The 15,854-nt window shown below is 60.3% G+C and carries 14 protein-coding genes; 8 read left to right on the top strand and 6 right to left on the bottom strand.

The window, feature by feature from the left end; translation table 11 throughout:
- Window positions 1–3 precede the first annotated feature (3 nt).
- The 7 genes from GE543_RS16120 to moaA all read left to right on the top strand — a co-directional run bounded on the left by GE543_RS16120 (window position 4) and on the right by moaA (window position 7,483).
- The gene (locus GE543_RS16120; protein ID WP_003348289.1) at window positions 4–798 is read left to right on the top strand and encodes an ABC transporter permease; all 795 of its coding nucleotides are present in this window, start codon (window positions 4–6) and stop codon (window positions 796–798) included.
- A 17-nt stretch (window positions 799–815) separates the two neighbouring features.
- A complete protein-coding gene (locus GE543_RS16115) occupies window positions 816–1,106 on the top strand; it encodes a (2Fe-2S)-binding protein (protein ID WP_153221862.1) in 291 nt (96 codons plus the stop codon).
- Window positions 1,103–2,494, top strand: a complete 1,392-nt coding sequence (locus GE543_RS16110; RefSeq protein WP_153221861.1) for an NAD(P)/FAD-dependent oxidoreductase — start codon at window positions 1,103–1,105, stop codon at window positions 2,492–2,494. The genes GE543_RS16115 and GE543_RS16110 overlap by 4 nt, the downstream gene beginning before the upstream one ends.
- Window positions 2,491–3,675 carry an FAD-binding oxidoreductase gene (locus GE543_RS16105; RefSeq protein WP_116816930.1) on the top strand — a complete coding sequence of 395 codons (1,185 nt, stop codon included), beginning with the start codon at window positions 2,491–2,493 and terminating at the stop codon, window positions 3,673–3,675. The genes GE543_RS16110 and GE543_RS16105 overlap by 4 nt, the downstream gene beginning before the upstream one ends.
- Complete coding sequence (locus GE543_RS16100) at window positions 3,672–4,724, top strand: ABC transporter substrate-binding protein (protein WP_153221860.1); 1,053 nt, start codon at window positions 3,672–3,674, stop codon at window positions 4,722–4,724. The genes GE543_RS16105 and GE543_RS16100 overlap by 4 nt, the downstream gene beginning before the upstream one ends.
- Window positions 4,725–4,872: 148 nt before the next feature.
- Entirely contained in the window at window positions 4,873–6,219 is a 1,347-nt protein-coding gene (locus GE543_RS16095; RefSeq protein ID WP_153221859.1) for a sodium:proton antiporter, read from the top strand.
- A gap of 265 nt (window positions 6,220–6,484) precedes the next feature.
- Window positions 6,485–7,483 carry a GTP 3',8-cyclase MoaA gene (gene moaA / locus GE543_RS16090; RefSeq protein WP_003317890.1) on the top strand — a complete coding sequence of 333 codons (999 nt, stop codon included), beginning with the start codon at window positions 6,485–6,487 and terminating at the stop codon, window positions 7,481–7,483.
- Window positions 7,484–7,522: 39 nt separating this feature from the next.
- Here the strand turns inward: moaA and GE543_RS16085 are convergent, their stop codons facing one another.
- The 3 genes from GE543_RS16085 to GE543_RS27150 all read right to left on the bottom strand — a co-directional run bounded on the left by GE543_RS16085 (window position 7,523) and on the right by GE543_RS27150 (window position 9,116).
- Window positions 7,523–8,056, bottom strand: a complete 534-nt coding sequence (locus GE543_RS16085; protein WP_003409945.1) for a DUF3833 domain-containing protein — start codon at window positions 8,054–8,056, stop codon at window positions 7,523–7,525.
- Between the two features lie 17 nt (window positions 8,057–8,073).
- The gene (locus GE543_RS16080) at window positions 8,074–8,592 is read right to left on the bottom strand and encodes a chalcone isomerase family protein (RefSeq protein WP_153221858.1); all 519 of its coding nucleotides are present in this window, start codon (window positions 8,590–8,592) and stop codon (window positions 8,074–8,076) included.
- 206 nt (window positions 8,593–8,798) lie between these two features.
- Complete coding sequence (locus GE543_RS27150) at window positions 8,799–9,116, bottom strand: hypothetical protein (protein ID WP_178118620.1); 318 nt, start codon at window positions 9,114–9,116, stop codon at window positions 8,799–8,801.
- Window positions 9,117–9,249: 133 nt separating this feature from the next.
- Here GE543_RS27150 and GE543_RS16070 point away from each other — a divergent pair, with 133 nt between their 5' ends.
- The gene (locus tag GE543_RS16070) at window positions 9,250–9,510 is read left to right on the top strand and encodes a hypothetical protein (RefSeq protein WP_153221857.1); all 261 of its coding nucleotides are present in this window, start codon (window positions 9,250–9,252) and stop codon (window positions 9,508–9,510) included.
- A gap of 224 nt (window positions 9,511–9,734) precedes the next feature.
- Here the strand turns inward: GE543_RS16070 and GE543_RS16065 are convergent, their stop codons facing one another.
- The 3 genes from GE543_RS16065 to mrdA form a co-directional block, all read right to left on the bottom strand.
- Window positions 9,735–11,696 carry a methyl-accepting chemotaxis protein gene (locus GE543_RS16065; protein WP_153221856.1) on the bottom strand — a complete coding sequence of 654 codons (1,962 nt, stop codon included), beginning with the start codon at window positions 11,694–11,696 and terminating at the stop codon, window positions 9,735–9,737.
- A gap of 372 nt (window positions 11,697–12,068) precedes the next feature.
- Window positions 12,069–13,787, bottom strand: coding sequence for a ubiquinone-dependent pyruvate dehydrogenase (poxB, locus tag GE543_RS16060; protein WP_153221855.1), 1,719 nt, complete (start codon window positions 13,785–13,787; stop codon window positions 12,069–12,071).
- A 159-nt stretch (window positions 13,788–13,946) separates the two neighbouring features.
- Window positions 13,947–15,836 carry a penicillin-binding protein 2 gene (mrdA, locus tag GE543_RS16055; protein WP_003409936.1) on the bottom strand — a complete coding sequence of 630 codons (1,890 nt, stop codon included), beginning with the start codon at window positions 15,834–15,836 and terminating at the stop codon, window positions 13,947–13,949.
- Between the last annotated feature and the right edge of the window lie 18 nt (window positions 15,837–15,854).

Raw genomic sequence — 15,854 nt, 5'->3', positions numbered from 1 at the left:
TCCATGTCCAAGAACGGTCCGTTGGCCCTCTCGTTTCATGCGCTGGTAGTGATCTTCATGATGGCCCCTCTGGTGGTGGTGTGCCTGGTGGCGTTTACCCCGGAAAACACCCTGAGCCTGCCCACCACCCACTTCTCGCTGCGCTGGTTCAAGGCCGTTTTCGAGCGCGCCGACTTTATCGATTCCTTCTACAACAGCCTGATACTGGCGTTCGTATCGGCGACGCTGGCCACCCTGATCGCGGTACCCGCCGCTCTGGCAATCACTCGCCATACATTCCCGGGCCGCAATTTTTTCAATGCCCTGTTTCTGTCGCCGATCATCATTCCGCACCTGGTACTGGGGGTGGCGATGCTGCGCCTGTTTGCGCTGATGGGTGTGAACGGCAGCTTCACCTGGCTGATCTTCGCCCATGTGCTGGTCATCACGCCTTACGTACTGCGCCTGGTACTGGCAGCGGCAATCGGCATCGACCGCAGCGCCGAGCACGCCGCCGAGTCCCTGGGGGCCGATCGTTTCACGCTGTTTCGGCAGATCACCCTGCCAATGATCCTGCCCGGCGTGGCAGGCGGCTGGTTACTGGCGTTCATCAACAGCTTCGATGAAGTCACGCTGTCGATCTTCGTCACCTCGCCCGCGACCCAGACCCTGCCGGTGCGCATGTATGTCTACGCCACCGAATCCATCGACCCGATGATGGCCGCCGTGTCGGCACTGGTCATCGCCCTCACCGCCGCCACCATGATCCTGCTCGACCGGGTCTACGGGCTGGATCGCGTGCTGGTCGGCAAACACTAACCCGGAGCTTTGACGTTATGGCATTGCTGAAACGACTGACCGAACATGACCGCCCGGTTCTGCCCTTCACCCTTGACGGCCAACCGGCCAGCGGTCTGTTGGGCGATACCTTGCTGACCGCGGTACTGACCGCCAGCGACCATTTGCGCGGCAGTGACTTCAGTGCCGAGCCTCGCGCCGGTTTCTGCATGATGGGCGCCTGTCAGGACTGCTGGGTAAGGCTGAGTGACGGTCAGCGAGTGCGTGCCTGTTCGACGCTGCTGGAGGCCGGTCAGGCGGTGATTCGTGAACCGGGGCGCTGCGTATGAGCGATCAGGCCATTGCCATTGTTGGCGCAGGACCGGCCGGCATTCGCGCCGCCCAGACGCTACTGGCCCACGGCGTCAAGGCCTGCCTGATCGATGAAGGGCTGCGCGGCGGCGGCCAGGTCTACCGTCGCCAGCCGGCCAACTTCCAGCGCTCGGCCAGGGCGCTCTACGGCTTTGAAAGCGCCAAGGCGGTCGCGGTGCACGACGCGCTCGACACGCTCGCAGCGCATATCGACTACCGGCCGCAGACGCTGGTCTGGAATGCCGAAGATCATCAACTCGATACCCTGCAAAACGGTATCGCCGCCACACTCGACTTCAGCCACCTGATCGTCGCCACTGGTGCTACGGATCGCATTCTGCCAGCGCCCGGCTGGACCCTGCCCGGCGTGTACAGCCTCGGCGCAGCGCAAATCGCGCTCAAATACCAGGGCTGTGCGATCGGCCAGCGCGTAGTGTTTTGTGGCAGCGGCCCGTTGCTGTACCTGGTCGCCTATCAGTACGCCAAGGCGGGCGCAAAAGTGCTGGCGGTGCTCGACAGCGCGCCGTTTTCGGCGCAATGCAAGGCGTTGCCGGCGCTCTTGGGCCAACCGGCAACGCTGGCCAAAGGCATCTACTACCGCGCGTGGCTGAGCGCGCACGGCATTCCGGTGCATCAAGGTGCGCAGCTGACACGCATCGACGGGGAAAAACGCGTAGACGGCATTCAATGGCAACGTAACGGCAAATCGGGCCACCTGGCCTGTGACGCCGTCGCTTTTGCCCATGCGCTGCGCAGCGAGACGCAACTGGCCGACCTGCTGGGCTGTGAATTCGCCTGGAGCGCGCTCAACCGGGCGTGGCTGCCGACCCGCGATGACTGTGGACGCAGCAGCGTGTCAGGCATCTATCTGGCGGGCGACGGCGCGGGAATTATGGGCGCAGACGCTGCGGAAATGGCCGGCGAACTGGCCGCGCTCGGGCTGCTGCAAGACATCGGTGGGGTCGCAGACACTGGGCGTATCGATACGCTGAAAACTGCCTTGCGACGCATCGAACGCTTCCGCCACGGGCTGGAAACCGCGTTTCCGTTCCCTGAGGACTGGGCCGCCACTGTGGCGGATGACACGCTGGTGTGCCGCTGCGAAGAAGTCTCTGCAGGTGAGATTCGCAGTGCCGTGCAGGACGGTCATTGGGAGATCAATCGGGTCAAGGCCATGTGCCGGGTCGGTATGGGTCGCTGTCAGGGCCGGATGTGTGGCCTGGCCGCGGCCGAGATCATCGCCCGCGAGAGCGGCCGGCCCGTCGAGCACGTCGGCCGCCTGCGCGGTCAGGCACCGATCAAGCCGCTGCCCTTCGGTCTGGGGATGCAGCCCATGGAGAAGCAATCAGTGGAGACGCAACCATGAGCACACTGATTGAAACCGACGCGATTGTCATCGGCGGCGGCATTGTCGGCGCCTCGGCAGCCTTGACGCTTGCCCTGAAGGGCAAGCGGGTCGCCTTGCTGGAACGCGATTTTTGCGGATCGCACTCCAGCGGCGTCAATTACGGCGGCGTGCGGCGTCAGGGCCGTCCGCTGTCGCAGTTGCCCTTGTCGCAAAGGGCGCATCAGATATGGGGCAACCTGCGCGAGCTGATCGGCATCGACGGCGAGTACCAGCGCTCGGGCCATCTCAAACTGGCGCGCAGCGAACAGGACATGAATGCCTTACGCGCCTACGCTGAAGCCAGCCAGGGATTCGGCCTGGATTTGCAGTTGCTTGATCGCGATCAACTGCGCGCGCGTTATCCCTGGGCCGGCGATGTCGCCGTCGGTGCATCGCTGTGCGCCGACGACGGACACGCCAATCCACGTCTGGTATCGCCGGCCTTCGCCCGCGCTGCGCGTCGGGCAGGCGCGCAGGTGTTCGAGCAGGCGCCGGTCAGTGAAGTCAGCCACGACGGCAACGTGTTCGTCGTTACCACCGCCAGCGGCCTGACACTGCGCGCCACCTGGCTGCTCAACTGCGCCGGGGCGTGGGCCGCAGCGCTGGCAGCACAATTCAACGAACCGGTGCCGATGTATTCAGGGCACCCGGCAATGCTGGTGACAGAACCGCTGCCGATGTTCATGGACGTCAGCACCGGTGTCGAAGGCGGCGGCATTTATGCCCGGCAAGTGGCACGCGGCAATTGCATCCTGGGTGGCGGACAAGGCTTCGCCCTCGACCCGGCGCGCGCCAGACCGGGACAGGCGGCAGTGCTGGATATCCTGCGCAACGCCGTCGAACTCTACCCGCCACTCGCCGGCGCCCAGGCCATTCGCACCTGGAGTGGCACCGAAGGCTATCTGCCGGATCGCGAGCCGGTGCTGGGTCCGAGCCTGACTCGTCCGGGCCTGCTGCACGGCTTCGGCTTTGCCGGGGCGGGCTTTCAGATCGGTCCGGCAGCGGGTGAAGCGCTGGCCGAATGGGTCTGCGACGGCGCCTCACGGATCTCGCTCGATGCCTTTTCCATCAACCGCTTTCAGCAAATCGCTCTGCAACCCCCTGCCATCGAACCTGTTACGAACGTCATCCCATTGCACAGAGGAAGGTCGTCCCTATGAAAAGCACCAAACGTCTCGCCCTCACCGGGCTGTCCTGCCTGCCGCTGGCCGCCGCACTTCTGTCCACGCCTGCCATGGCCGAAACCACGCTGTACCTGGGCATGAACGGCGGGACCATGGAGCGCCTGTATGCCGATCAGGTGCTGCCGGCGTTCGAGAAGGCCAACAACGTCAAGGTGGTGATCGTGCCTGGCACGTCGGCCGATATCCTCGCCAAGGTTCAGGCGAGTAAGGACAACCCGCAGATGCACGTCATCTTTCTCGACGATGGCATCATGTACCGCGCTATTTCCATGGGCCTGTGCGACACGCTGCAACCCAGCGCCAGTCTGGCCGACCTGCCTGCCAAGGCCAAAATCAAGGAACAGGCAGCAGCCGTCAGCCTGGGTGTGACCGGCCTGGCCTACAACACATGGATGTTCAAGGAACAGGGCTGGAGCGCGCCTACCTCATGGATGGACCTGGCCGACAAACGTTTCAAGGACAAGGTGGTGTTCCAGTCACTGGCTTCCTCGACCTTCGGCCTGCATGGCTTTCTGATGTTCAACCGTATCCAGGGCGGCAGCGAGAAAGACGTCGAGCCCGGCTTCAAGGCCTGGCCGAAAACCATCGGCCCGAACGTGCTGGAGTACATCGCCAGCTCCGCCAAGATCTCGGAAATGGTGCAGACCGACGAAGCCGCCCTGTTCCCGCTGACGCCGACCCAGGTCACCGCGCTGAAGATCAAGGGCGTACCGGTGGAGTACGCATCGCCCAAGGAAGGCGGCGTGGTGTTGAACGTGGCTGAATGTGCGATAGCCAACAACAACCAGCCGGAGCTGGCGCAGAAGCTGGCCGCTTATCTGCTGACGCCGGAAGCACAGGCGCCTGCGCTGGAGTTCGGTGACCAGATTCCGTCGAACCCGAAAACCCCGACCACTGACAAGACACGCAGTCAGGTCGAGGCCATGGAGAAGTACCTGGAAACAGCAGTGACCATCGACTGGGATCAGGTCAATCAGATCCGTCCCGAGTGGAACGCACGCTGGAGCCGCAGCATCGAGCGCTAGAGATCAGCGGCGACGCCGAAAGGCATCGCCGTGCTTAAAAGACGCATGCTGATTGCCATCCGGCAAATTATTTCAACTTATTACCGTGCAAGGGAGTCCCACCGTTACGCCCTCTTCTTCGGGCGCATTTGACGGTGGTTCTTTCTCTATGAGTTTTATTGTCTGCATGGGCGTGCTTGGCGTGCTGTTGATGCTATTGGCGCTCACTTCCTCTTACCTGCGCTGGATGCCAGTGACCACATCGGCCGTGTGCCTGGGATTCGGCTTCGGCATCGGCCCGATGGGCCTGGATATCGTCGATCTGGATTTCGAGAAATCCTACGAGTGGCTGGAACGCCTGACCGAAGTGGCGGTGCTGTTTTCGCTGTTCGGTACGGGCATCAAGTTGCGCCTGCCCTTGCGCGGCAAAGCCTGGCACTCAGCCTATTGGCTGGCCGGGCCGGTGATGCTGGCGACCATCGCTGGCGTGACGGTCGCGGGGCACTACATCATTGGCCTGGACTGGGGCGTGTCGTTGTTGCTCGGCGCGATGCTGTCGCCGACCGACCCGGTGCTGGCCGGTATGGTCCAGGTCAACAACGCCCAGGATCAGGACCGCCTGCGCTTCGGCATGTCCGGCGAAGCGGGCCTCAACGACGGAACCGCGTTTCCATTCGTGATCTTTGCCTTGCTGTACCTGAGTTCCGGGGGCGCGATGAGCGACTGGGTCCAGGGATGGCTGATCAAGGACCTGGTCTGGGCGGTGCCGGCCGGTTTGTTGATTGGTTACGGCATGGGCCGCGGGGTCGGCCATCTGATGATCTTTCTGCGCATCAAGAACGCCGACAGCACCACCTCGCCCAATGACTTTCTGGCGCTGGCACTGATCGCCCTGGCTTATGTCGTTGCGCAAAGCGTCGGGGCCTTTGGCTTTCTTTCGGTATTTACCGCTGGGTTCGGGCTGCGTCAGGCCGAGGTACGTGTCACGCGTTCAGAGCTGCCGTCCGAGCATGTCGCGCAGCCGGTCCTCGGGCATATGACGTCATCCCTCGAACAGGGCACGGTCGCGCAGGTCGACGACATGAGCGATTCGCAACTGGCTGCCGGCGTGATGATGGGCGATATGCTGGCGTTCGGTAGCCTGGTGGAGCGCGCCATGGAAGTCCTGCTGATCACCCTGCTGGGCGCGGCGCTGGCGATGTACTGGGACTGGCGCGCCATCGGCCTGGGGATCGCGCTGTTTTGCGTGATTCGTCCTGCCAGCGTCTGGTTGCTGGTGAGTCGTCGTCTGCTCAACGTCAGGCAAAAAGCACTGGTTGGCTGGTTCGGCATTCGCGGCATCGGCAGTCTTTATTACCTGTGCTTCGCCTTGTCACATGGTCTTGCACATGACGTCGGCCATGTGGTGATCGGCATGACGCTCTCGGTTGTTGCGCTAAGCATCCTGGTACACGGCATCAGTATCCAGCCTTTGCTGGAGCGTTACGAGCGCAGTACTGCCGCCAGTCCTGACTGATCAGCCATCAAGGCAAAGCGCCATAGAGCGTGTCGATGAGGGTATTGGAACAAGCAATTGGACTGCGGCATTTCGACTCGGTTAGCGTGGCGCCCATGCAGCCAGTGCAAGCAGCAATGCGTGCAGCTACTATGTAACTCGTGCAAGGCACTTTGCCAGTCTGCGATCAGGCCTGAAATCGGCGCATCGCAAATTGGCTGAACCCTTGTCACGCACTGGCCTCCAAATCCGGTAATACAGCCCACTCGATTATTTAGAAGGTGAAATGTCAGAACCCGTCCTGATGGACCGCTTTGCACGTAAAGTCGATTATCTGCGCATGTCGGTCACCGACCGCTGTGATTTTCGCTGCGTGTACTGCATGGCCGAAGAGATGACGTTTCTGCCTCGGCAACAGATTCTGTCGCTAGAGGAGATCCTCCAGGTGGCCGAGCGCTTCGTGGCACTGGGCACGCGCAAGATTCGTCTTACCGGTGGTGAGCCGCTGGTACGCGCAGGCGTGGTGGGGCTTTGTGAAAAGATCGCCGCCCTGCCCGGCTTGCGTGAACTGTGCATGACCACCAACGGTTCGCAGCTGGATAAACTGGCTGCCCCGCTGTTCAAGGCCGGCGTCACGCGCCTGAACATCAGCCTGGACAGCCTCGATCCACAGCGTTTCCGCGAGCTGACCCGCACAGGCGATCTGCACAAGGTGATTGCCGGCATCGATGCCGCCAACGCCGCCGGGTTTGTGCACACCAAGCTCAACTGCGTGGTAATGCACGGTCGCAATGATGATGAGATCAACGACCTGTTGGCATTCGCCATTGATCGCAACCTGGACGTCTCGTTCATCGAAGAGATGCCGCTGGGCATCATCAGCGAGCACAGCCGTGCCGAGTCCTTCTACTCCAGCGATCAGGTGCGCGAACGCATTGCCGAACGTTACACGCTGGTGCCTTCGACTGACTCGACTCAAGGGCCATCGCGCTACTGGCGCCTGGCCGAGGCGCCGGGCATTCGCATCGGCTTCATCTCCCCGCACAGCCATAACTTCTGCGGCACCTGTAACCGCGTGCGCATGACCGTCGAAGGTCGCCTGCTGCTGTGCCTGGGCAACGAGCATTCCGTGGATTTGAAGGCGGTATTGCGCGCCAATCCTGGCCAGCCGGAAAAGCTCGAAAAAGCCATCATCGACGCCATGCAGCTCAAGCCGTGGAGCCACAACTTCACCCACGACGATGGCGTGCAGGTGGTGCGCTTCATGAATATGACGGGCGGCTGACAGCCGCCCTGAAGGATAACGCCTCATACGAGGCGTTATTTATTTACCGGCCTTGCGAAAGAACAAGGTGATTTGCCCGACTTCGACACCCAGCTTGGTCATCGACGAACGATTGGCCATGGTCTTCTCGTCGATCAGGTACATCCAGTCATCCAGGCTCACGTCATACTCGGTGCCATCCACCGGTAACCTGAGCACATAGTTCCAGTGGAAGCTGTTGCCTGACACTTCGCCATAGGCCTCGCCAACCACATCACCTGCCGTGCCCTTCCAGCGCCCCGGGCCATCGGGACGCAAGCGCCACTCCCGCACCTGCTTGGTGCCATCGCTGTAGCTGAAGGCCTCGTGCATGACCAGCACTTCGCCTTCACTGTGCCCGTCGATCACCACGGTGAAGCGCTTGGTGACTTCACCGGAGCGTTTTTGAAACATTCCCCAGGCTTCGACACGCCCGGTGAAGTACTGGCGCAGATCGAGCTTCGGCGCTTCCTGACTGTAACGGGTTACCGGCACGCCACCGCAACCGCTCAGTACAAGCCCCACACACAGCATCAATATCCACTTTCTCAGCATGCGCCCTCCTTGATGGGTCATGAGCCGGTACTGCCGAGCAACTGCTCGCGAAGTTCGGGGTTACGGGTTTTCGGGTCCAGCCAGATGGAAAAGAAGGCCTTGGCGAACTGGCTGTCAGGCACCACATGCTGGAGCTTGTCACCCACATAAAACCGCGCTTCGCGGCCCGGCAGGTAGACACCGGTAATCTTCATGCCCGGCTGGACGTCGACAAATGACTGGTTCATCTGCCGGCGCCATTCAGTCAGTTGCTGTTCGGTCACCTTCGAACCGGAAATACGCTTGATCTCATCGATACTGGCATCGACCAGATCTTCCCGGTCAATGTCGCGGTGGTAGGTCAGTTCAAGTGCCAGTGGCGCGTCTGCCACGAAAGGTTTGACCGGGCTCAGCAGCCTGGCGGTGTAGACACGAAAGCCGAACAGGCTCAACTCACCACCGCCGACGACCTGAGCATTGGGCAATGCCTCGCGCCAATCCGCCGAAGCGCCGGCGCTGAGTAACATCACCAACCATAACCATCGTGGCGCACGCATCGGCAACCTCTGTATAGGCACTGCCACGACTTCAATGGCAGGCTGGGAATGAGACGAGTCAGATGCACTGACTCACTCCCGGAATCTATACCAGCAAAATCACTTTGTACAACCGATAAGGCCTTCGCCCTCCCGATGCCGAAAAACAAAAAAGCCTGTTCCCGATCGCGGATCGGGAACAGGCTTCAAGACATGCGATGACCTGATCAGGCCACCTGCGAGTGCGCCTGCCGACGAGTCTTCTGCCACTCACCTTTCAACGCCTGCAGTGTGTTCTCCAGGTAGGCACGATCGGCAGCGGCTTTCTTGCCGACATAACCCTGGCCACGACGGAACATCTTCAGGGCTGCGCGCAGTTGCGGGTGCGCATCACGAAACTCGTGTTCTTGCGTGAACGGCGACATGGCGTCGACGCGAACTTCACCCGACTCGGCAACCCAGGCGATATGGTTATCCAGCGTGTCTTTGCATGCAGCAAACAGACGAGCCAGTTCATCAATAGTCGGTTGTGTGTTGATATTCATGTTGATGCCCCTTCGCTCATAGACTGTTCAATAATTGATACATCAAGTTCATGCGCCAGAACTTCAGCAACGCAACACGATTGAGTGTGCGTCGAATACAGTTCCAGCCCTCAAGGACATGCAGGTAGCCTTGATGAAGAGCCGCTACACAGCGGCATCAGCGCAGAGAGAAGAAGTCACGAAACCCAAAGACCCGGCCCAGGATCGGCAATCGATCCGTTACAAGCATCATGAGGACATTTCGCCAGCTTCTCGCCCTTATCGACGACAAATGCCAGTTCAGCTCCATCAATCTGCCTTGTGGGCAGCCTACATCCGAGAACATCTCGACGGCTTGCCGAGCCTGTTCATCACACCTTTTGCAGCGCTCCCGATCGGGGAGACAGCTGCATAATGCAAGGGCAAATGGAGTGCGTCAACGATTATGTAGTGATTATTTTTAGTCACTACATAATCGTAAGCGGGACGCGGGGTTACGTGAAAAGGTGACTGGAGGGTCATGGCTGACGGACTATCGATGGTGATCAGAGACCGCGGCACGACAGTATCCGCAGACCAACAAAAAGGCCTGAAAACTTTCGCTTCCAGGCCTTTTCACAACACACTAACAGCTTGTTATCAGCTCACCTTGAAGCGACCCACCAGCCCCTGCTGCTGCTCCGCCAGACGCGCGAGTTCGCGGCTGGTGACGGCAGTCTGCTCGGCACCGGCACTGACCTGGATGACCAGCGAGTTGATGTCGTCGACGTTGCGGTGGATCTCTTCGGCCACCAGGCTTTGTTCTTCAGCGGCCGAAGCGACCTGGATGTTGCGGTCGCTGATGGTCGCGATGCCTTCGGCGATTTCTTCCAGCAGTTCGCCAGCGCGCACGACGTTGCTGGCACCCTCCTGCGCCTTGCCCAGGGTTTCCTGCATCGACGCGGCAGCGCGTTCCGAGCCGGACTGCAGGTTGGCGATCATTTTCTGGATGCTGACGGTAGAGTCCTGAGTCTTCTTGGCCAGATTGCGTACTTCGTCGGCCACCACCGCGAAACCACGCCCCTGCTCGCCGGCACGTGCAGCCTCGATGGCTGCGTTGAGCGCCAGCAGGTTGGTCTGGTCGGCGACACCACGAATGACATCGAGCACCGAAGAAATCGAGTTGCTCTCGCCCTTGAGCTCGTCGATGATCCGTGAAGTCTCTTCAGCCTGCACCGAGAGCTCCTGAATCAGGCCGATGGTGTTGTCGATTTCTGTCTTGCCCTGCACGGTGCTGCTGTTGACGCGCTGCGACATCTCGGCCGCATCGGTGGTGCTGCGTGCTACATCCTTGACCGTGGCGCTCATCTCGCTGATGGCAGTAGCGACCTGATCAGTGCCCTGGCGTTGTTGCGCCACGTTCTGATTGGTCTGCAACGCCACTGCGGAAGACTGTTCGGCAGCGGTGGCAACCTGCGCCGTGGCGCTGCCGATTTCGCTGATAACCTCACTGATCTGATGCGCCATGTTGTCAAGATTGCGTGAGATCTCGCCAAACTCATCCTTGCCGATATAGCGGGTCCGCGCGGTCAGGTCGCGAGTGGAAAGTGCCATCAGCGTGCGGTTCACATCGACAACCGCAACCTTGATGTTGCGGATGATCACCGACGCCAGCCACAGCACCACGATCAGCATCAGGACAACAATGGCAACCGCCACGTACAGGCTGCTTTGAGCGGAGCTGCGCGCATCCGTTGCCAGGCCGACGACGTTCTGGCCAAGCTCTGCTTCTACATTGGCCATCATGTCGATACGTGCGGTGGAAAGGTTGAACCAGTCTTCCGGCTTGACGTTGAGCGGATCACCCATCGGGGTATCGAAGCCCAGACGTTGCAAGCGGGCCACTTCCAGCGAGCCCGGCTGCTGCATGACATCATTGAGTTTGGTCTTGAATACTTCAGGGGACCAGCGTTGAAAGGCTTCGAGGTAGCCGGAGAACTCTCCGAGGTTACGACTGAAGCGCGACAACAGTGGCGCATCAAAGCGGTTCTGATTGAATGCCTGAACGAGCAGTACGCGCTCGCGACCGGCACGCTCCTTCATATCCACGAACTGGTTGAGCGAACTCAGGCCACGCAGTATTTCCGGATCTTCGATACTCGCTTCCAGCGAATAGGAGAACCCGACGAGTGTTTTGATAACGTCGGTGAACCGCGTAGAGGACTCGGTGTTGTTGATCCCCAGCGTATCGATCTTGAGGCGCAGCGCGGTCAGGTCATCCAGTGCGCGGTAGACTTTGTCCGGACCGGGAATACCGTCGGTCGACTGGGCGCGCATCTCGCTTATCGCCTTGTCGGTTTCCTGACGGAAGGCCTTCAGCTTGTCCTGCATGGACTTGCCGCCGCTGCCCAGAAACACGCCGCTGGCGCCGCGCTCACGCTGGATGGTGGTGACCACGTTACTCAGTTTCTGTGCAACCGCGGTGGCTGTCACCGCGCGCCTCATATCACCGAGATTTTCGCTTTTGTCAGCAACGAACAGACCTGCGAAGGCCAGGAAGCCCAATAGGGGGAATATTAAAATAAGCAGCAGTTTCATACTCAAAGGAGCATTTCTAAGCATTGCAGACCTCATGACATGCAGACTTTTCTATAAAGAATATCCAGGGCGTAACGTTCTGTAGCGTCGACGTTTTTTTGTCGCCAGGGACTGTTCGGTAATCAGCCTGCCGTAGCCGGTCTTGCTCCCGTATCACTGTCTCGGCTGTCTGCCGGGAAGCTTTACCCACTATTTGAATTTGTTAATTCAAATAGCGAATTCAATAAAGCACAGCGTGCGAGAAGTTTGGATCCACAAAGAAATGACCGTCTTGCACAGTCATCGCGGGAAAAGAAATATAGAGACACCTAAATTGTCACCGGTAACAGCGGTGACAATCTCAGTGGATAGAAGTTGCAACTTTTTTCTATTCAACTCATACGTTTTTATAACTGATTAACGCAGGTTGGTTTTCGCCAGTTCCACCACTTCACTGCCGCGCCCGCTCGTGATCGCGCGCATCATGTACAGGCTGAAGCCCTTGGCCTGGGCCAGCTTGATTTTCGGTGGAATGCCCAGCTCCTGCTTGGCGGTGACAACGTCGATCAGCACCGGACCAGGATGATCGAACGCCTTGCGCAAGGCGGCAGGCAGCTCTTCGGCGTTCTCGACACGCAGGCCCAGAATGCCTGCACCCAGGGCAATACCGGCGAAGTTGGTTTCATGTAGATCAGTGCCGTGCGGCACATAACCACTGGCTTTCATTTCCATGTCGACAAAGCCCAGCGAGCTGTTGTTGAACACCACCATCTTGATAGGCAGGTTCAGCTGACGAATGCTCAACAGGTCGCCCAGCAACATCGACAGGCCGCCGTCGCCACACAGGGCGACGACCTGACGATCCGGATGTTCAGCCTTGGCGCCTAAAGCCTGTGGCAAGGCGTTGGCCATCGATCCATGGTTGAACGAGCCGAGCAGACTGCGCTTGCCATTCATGTGCAGGTAGCGCGCCGCCCACAGCGTCGGCGTACCGACATCGACGGTAAAAATCGCATCGGCATCCGCCTGCTCGTCGACCAGTCGAGTGAGGTACTGCGGGTGAATCGGCGTGCCATCCGGCGTCGGGGTGGCCAGTTCGTCCAGTTCTTCCCGGGCCTTGGCGTAATGCTTCAGGGCCTTGTCGAGGAAACGGCGATCGGTATGCGGCTTGAGCTTTGGCTGAAGCGCTTCAAGGGTTTCCCGCACCCCACCAACCAGACCCAGCGCCACCGGCGTACGGCGACCAAGCTGGGTCGGATCGAGGTCGATCTGGATGATGTCGGCTTTTTCGGGGTAGAAATTCCGGTACGGAAAGCTGCTGCCCAGAATCACCAGCGTGTCGCAGGACAGCATGGCGTGGTAGCCGGAGCTGAACCCGATCAGGCCGGTCATGCCGACGTCGAACGGGTTGTCGTATTCGACGTGCTGCTTGCCGCGCAATGCGTGAACGATCGGCGCGCCCAGCGTATCCGCCAATGCCAGAAGCTGCTCGTGGGCACCCTCGCAACCCGCACCGCACAGGAGCGTGACGGCTTTGGAAGCGTTGAGCATGTCGGCCATCGACTGCAGGTCGTTTTCGGCAGGCACGACCTTGGGCGCTGTAGCCTCGATCCATTTTGCCGCGACATCCGGCGCGTCGCTGAGCGCCACGTCGCCCGGCAAAACAATCACCGCCACACCTTTCTGGCTGATCGCGGCACGCATGGCACGTTCCAGCACACGCGGGGACTGCTCGGGGTTGCTGACCAGCTCGACGAAGTGGCTGCACTCCTTGAACAGCTCCTGCGGATGGGTTTCCTGAAAGTAATCCAGACCGATTTCCGAGGACGGAATATGCGCAGCAATGGCCAGTACCGGCACACGGTTGCGGTGGCAGTCATACAGGCCGTTGATCAGGTGCAGGTTACCCGGTCCGCAGCTGCCGGCGCAGACCGCCAGCTTGCCGCTGGACGCTGCCTGGGCACCGGCAGCAAAGGCTGCGACTTCTTCATGACGGGTGTGCATCCAGCGAATCGAATCGGTGCGTTCCAGGCTGTCGGTCAGGCCGTTGAGGCTGTCACCGGACACCCCCCAGATGTGCGAAACACCTGCCGCTGCGAGGGTTTGCGCGAGGTGGTCGGCAATGGTCTTGGACATGCGGGGTTCCTTGTCGAGGCAATGATGATGATGAGTTCGGTAAAACGCGCGCAGCGCTCTGCCACGCCTGTTGTGGTCGACCCGATGCATTCTCGACAGTTCAGAAAACCTGAGCCCTGTTCAGGGCTAGGTCATTCGGCCAGCGCTTTAAAACGCTGATCAGGCGTGCGGGTTGCCCGGTGCCTTGGCGGGTGTCGCGTACTCCGGCTTGAGCTTGCCCTCGCTGTCCAGCAGCCAGGCATCGAGAATCTCCCGCACCACAGGGCCCGCTACCCGGCCACCCGCCTCGCCGTTCTCGATGGTCACCGACACGACGATCTTGGGATGGTCGGCCGGCGCGAAGCCGACGAACAACGCGTTGTCGCGGTTACGCTCGAGTGTCTTCAGACGGTTGTAGCGTTCACCCTGCTTGATCGCCACCACCTGCGCCGTACCACTTTTGCCGGCGATGCGGTACTGAGCGCCCTTGGCCGCATCCCGCGCAATGCCGCGCGGGTCGTGCATGACCATCTGCATGCCGGTATTGACCTGATTCCATTCGTTAGGATCGCGCAACACGATATTTGGCATCGGATGCTCGTCGACGGGTGCCTTGTCACCGACTTCCATCGCCAGGTGCGGTCGATGCCAGACACCCTTGCTGGCAATCAGTGAGGTGGCCTGAGCCAGTTGCAACGGCGTGACCTGCATATAGCCCTGACCGATGCCGAGAATCACCGTTTCGCCGGGGAACCACGCCTGTCGACGCGTGGCCCGCTTCCATTCGCGGGACGGCATCAAGCCTGCAGACTCCTCGAACATGTCCAGCGACACCTTCTGGCCGATGCCGAACATGGTCATGTAGTCGTGCAGCCGATCGATACCGAGCTTGTGCGCCACGGTGTAGAAATAGGTGTCATTGGAACGCATGATCGCCGTGTCCATGTCCACCCAGCCATCGCCACTGTGGTTCCAGTTACGGTATTTGTGGTCGAAGTCCGGCAGTTGGAAGTAGCCGGGGTCGAAGACCTTTGTCGAGGCGGTCATCACGCCGCTGTCGAGACCGGCAATCGCCACTTCCGGCTTGACCGTCGAGCCCGGCGCGTAGAGGCCACGCAGCACGCGGTTGAACAGTGGCCGGTCGATGGAATCGCGTAGCGCCGCATATTGTTTGAAGCTGATGCCGGTGACAAACAGGTTGGGGTCGAAGCTTGGTTTGCTGACCATCGCCAGCACGTCGCCGGTTTCCGGGTCCAGTGCAACCACGGAGCCGCGCCGATCACCCAGTGCGTTTTCCGCTGCGGCCTGCAAATGCGCGTCCAGCGTGAGGGTGATGTTCTTGCCCGGCACAGGGTCAGTGTGTTTCAGCACGCGCAGCACGCGGCCCTGGGCGTTGGTTTCGACCTCTTCATAGCCTACGTGGCCGTGCAGCTCGGACTCGTAGAAGCGCTCGACACCGGTCTTGCCGATGGACTGCGTGCCGCGGTACTCGTTGTCGAGATGGGCTGCTTCCTTTTCGTTGATACGCCCGACGTAGCCGATCGAATGCGCAAAATGGGCGCCCAGCGGGTAGTGACGGACGAACTGCGCCGCCACGTCCACGCCCGGCAGCAGGTACTGATTGACCGCCAGCGTTGCGATCTGCTCTTCGGTGAGTTCGTAGAGCAATGTTGCCGGCTCGAACGGGTGACGAACCTGCTTCAGCTCCTTGTCGAACAGAATCCGGTCTTCGTCGGGCAATTCCAGCAGGGTCATCAGCTCATCGATCACCTTGTGCCAGTCGCCCGCGCGCTCACGTGTCAGGGTCAGGTTGAAACTGGGACGATTGTCGGCAAGCACTTCGCCATTGCGGTCAAAGATCAAACCGCGCTCGGGCGGGATCGGCAGCACGTGAACACGGTTGTTTTCGGAAATGGTCGAGTGATAGTCGAACTCGGTCACTTGCAGGAAATACATGCGCGCGACCAGACAGGCCGCCAGCAGGCCGACCAGCACCGCGCAGGCAATCAGGCGCTGATTGACCAGCCGCGTCTCTTTTTCGTGGTCTTTCAGGGGAATTGGATTGGGCATTTCTACAGCTTCTCGGTG

Origin of the sequence: Pseudomonas sp. SZ57 (genome assembly GCF_009495975.1) — a bacterium.
Classification (GTDB): domain Bacteria; phylum Pseudomonadota; class Gammaproteobacteria; order Pseudomonadales; family Pseudomonadaceae; genus Aquipseudomonas; species Aquipseudomonas syringae.
This window is presented reverse-complemented; position numbering and strand designations above follow the sequence as displayed.